Source organism: Phenylobacterium sp. (genome assembly GCF_044371015.1).
Lineage (GTDB): Bacteria > Pseudomonadota > Alphaproteobacteria > Caulobacterales > Caulobacteraceae > Phenylobacterium.
In genome coordinates this window covers 1-2,572 of sequence record NZ_JBILUK010000344.1, presented here as the reverse complement: position 1 = coordinate 2,572, position 2,572 = coordinate 1, and the positions used below count along the sequence as shown (strand labels likewise).

The 2,572-nt window shown below is 70.1% G+C and carries 3 protein-coding genes; 2 read left to right on the top strand and 1 reads right to left on the bottom strand.

Annotated elements, in window-relative coordinates:
- Positions 1-108: 108 nt before the first annotated feature.
- On the bottom strand, positions 109-912 hold the full coding sequence (locus ACIQ3R_RS17425) for a YgfZ/GcvT domain-containing protein (protein ID WP_397420115.1): 804 nt from the start codon (positions 910-912) through the stop codon (positions 109-111).
- Between the two features lie 64 nt (positions 913-976).
- On the opposite strand from ACIQ3R_RS17425, the gene ACIQ3R_RS17420 reads away from it, so the two are divergent.
- Positions 977-1,954 carry a glycosyltransferase family 9 protein gene (locus tag ACIQ3R_RS17420; protein ID WP_397420114.1) on the top strand — a complete coding sequence of 326 codons (978 nt, stop codon included), beginning with the start codon at positions 977-979 and terminating at the stop codon, positions 1,952-1,954.
- 126 nt (positions 1,955-2,080) lie between these two features.
- Positions 2,081-2,491 carry a YciI family protein gene (locus ACIQ3R_RS17415; protein WP_397420113.1) on the top strand — a complete coding sequence of 137 codons (411 nt, stop codon included), beginning with the start codon at positions 2,081-2,083 and terminating at the stop codon, positions 2,489-2,491.
- Positions 2,492-2,572 lie beyond the last annotated feature (81 nt).

Sequence of the window (2,572 nt, the reverse complement as noted above, 5' to 3'; positions counted from 1 at the left end):
AGTCTGCTCTGCTGAGCTGGCGGTCGGCCGCAAGCTGAGCCTGCGGTGAATTGAGAGAATCGAGCCGCCTGCCGCGCGGGCGACTCGGTCTCTGGCGGGGAGATCGGGCTAGGACCCGGTTTCCCACCAAGCCGGCGTCTCGACTCGCGCCGGCCGTCCATCCACGGTCAGTTCGGCGCCCAGCGCCCGGTCCAGGCGCAGCAGCGCCATGGCGCGGCCTTCGCCGCCCGACAGCACTTCTCCGGCGCGCAACGTCTCCGTCAGCACCTCGGTCCCGAAGACCGGCGCCTCGCCTTCGAACACCACCGGCGTCATGCGGCTCTTGATCTGGCCGCGGCGTTTCATGCGGCTGGTGGTCTCCTGGCCGACGAAGCAGCCCTTCTTGAAGTCGATCCCCTGGAGCAGGTCGAAATTGGCCTCGATCGGATAGGTGCGGTCGCTGCCCCAATCCGCCGGGCCGGGCACGCCCAGCGCAAGGCGATGTGCGTCCCACGCCGACTCGCGCGCCGTCGCCTCTGCAGCGCCGTACAGACGCCAACCCAGCGCCCCAAGCCTCGGATCGGGCCGCCAGTCGCCCGGCGGCGGCGTGTCGCCCCAGGCCGCGAACACGCCAGTGTCGACCGCTTCCAGCGTCACCTTGGCCCGCAGCCGATACATTGTCAGCCGCCGCAACAGGTCGTCCCGCCCCTCCGCGGCCACGTCGATCAGCGCGCCGTCCCCGCTCGCCGCCACGAACAGATCGAACAGCAGCCGCCCCTGGGGAGTCAGCAGCGCGCCGAACCGCAGGTCATCCGGCCCCAGACTGTCCACATCCTGGGTGATCAGCCCCTGCAGGAAGCCGCGCCAGTCCGGCCCGCCGACGGCGATCACGGCGCGGCTCTCAAGTCGGGCGATACGGGTTTCAGCGGTCATGCCGGTCAATCTGGGGGTTTCGGCTGTGGAGCGCCAGCGCGCGGGCGCGTATGGAGAGCAGTCTATGGCGCGTTCCTTCCCGATCCTGTTCATCACCGCCACCCGGATCGGTGACGCCGTGCTGTCTTCAGGCCTCGTCCGCAGGCTTGCTGACGAGATCCCGCAGGCCCGTTTCACGATCGCGGCGGGGCCGGACGCCGCGCCCCTCTTCGCCTGCACGCCGGGCCTGGATCGGCTGATCGTGATGCGGAAGCAGCGATTCGCCGGCCACTGGCTCGACCTCTGGCGCCAGACCCGCCGCACCGATTGGGGCCTGGTTGTCGATCTTCGGGGCTCAGGCCTCGCGCGGTTCCTCAGGGCCCGGAAGCGCGCCGTCGCCCGTCGCGCACCGGAGCCGGTCCACAAGGTGATCGAGGCTTCCCGACTGCTGCGACTGGAGGACGACCCGCCTGCGCCCCACATCTTCACCAATCCCGAGATCGAGGCGGCGGCGGATCGGCTGACCGCCGGACAAGGGCCGATCCTGGCGCTGGCGCCCGGCGCGAACTGGGTCGGCAAGACCTGGCCGCTGGAACGCTTCGGTGAGACCGCCCGTCGCCTGCTTTCGCCCGACGGCGCGATGGCCGGGGGCCGGGTGATGGCGCTCGGGAGCGCCGCCGACGCGCCGCTGGCCGGACGTCTCAAAGCGACCGCCGGACGCGGCTTCATCGACCTTGCCGGCAAGGTCGACCTGGTCACCGCCTATGCCTGCCTCAAGCGGGCGCGGCTGTTCATCGGCAACGATTCCGGCGCCATGCATCTGGCCGCCGCGGCGGGGTGTCCGACGCTGGGCCTCTTCGGTCCCTCCGATGAGCGCCTCTACGCGCCCTGGGGTCCGCAAACACGCGCCCTGCGCGCCGCGCGCACATTCGAGGAAATCCGCGCCCTGGATCCGGCGCTTGGCCAGGCCGTCTCACACATGATGGACCTTTCGGCCGACCGCGTCGTCGAAGCCGCCCAATTGTTGCTGCGGGAAACCTCGCCCAATGACCCGGACCTCTGACCGGATCGTGCGCGACGACGAGGTGATCGTCGAAGGCCTGGGCCGACGCGCACCGCTCGTGGAGACGCTGGATTAGGATTCGCGCCGGCTCCCTGTCGAATCCCGGCTCCCTCCGACGTCTCCCCCATGACGCCGCGACCGGCGTCACGCATTCTCGACCGCCTGGAGGAGGCCCCGATGAAGTACATGCTGCTGATCTACGAGCCTGAGAACGTCTATGAGGGTCCAGAGGGCGAGAAGGCCCTGATGGACATCGTCGCCCTGCACATGAAGCTCGGCGAGGATCTGCGCGCCCAGAACGTGTCCTATGTCGGCGCGCCGCTGCAGCCCTCGACGACAGCCACCACGGTCTCCACAGGCGCCGGCGGCGTCCAAACCCTGCATGACGGCCCCTTCGCCGAGACCCGCGAGCATCTGGGCGGCTACTACGAGGTCGATGTCCCGGACCTCGATGCGGCGCTCTATTGGGCCAGGCGCATCCCGGTGATGCCGGGCGGCAAGGTCGAGGTGCGGCCTCACGCCGACTATGGGGGCTGACACCTTTCAGGCGGTGAGGTTCGGAGCGGCGATCGCCGCGGTGCGGCCGCGCGTGGTGGCGGCTCTCGCCGCTCGCCTGCG

Coding starts and splice junctions, on each gene's coding strand:
- ACIQ3R_RS17425 (WP_397420115.1), bottom strand. CDS start 912: ATGACCGCTGAAACCCGTATCGCCCGACTTGAGAGCCGCGCCGTGATC.
- ACIQ3R_RS17420 (WP_397420114.1), top strand. CDS start 977: ATGGCGCGTTCCTTCCCGATCCTGTTCATCACCGCCACCCGGATCGGT.
- ACIQ3R_RS17415 (WP_397420113.1), top strand. CDS start 2,081: ATGACGCCGCGACCGGCGTCACGCATTCTCGACCGCCTGGAGGAGGCC.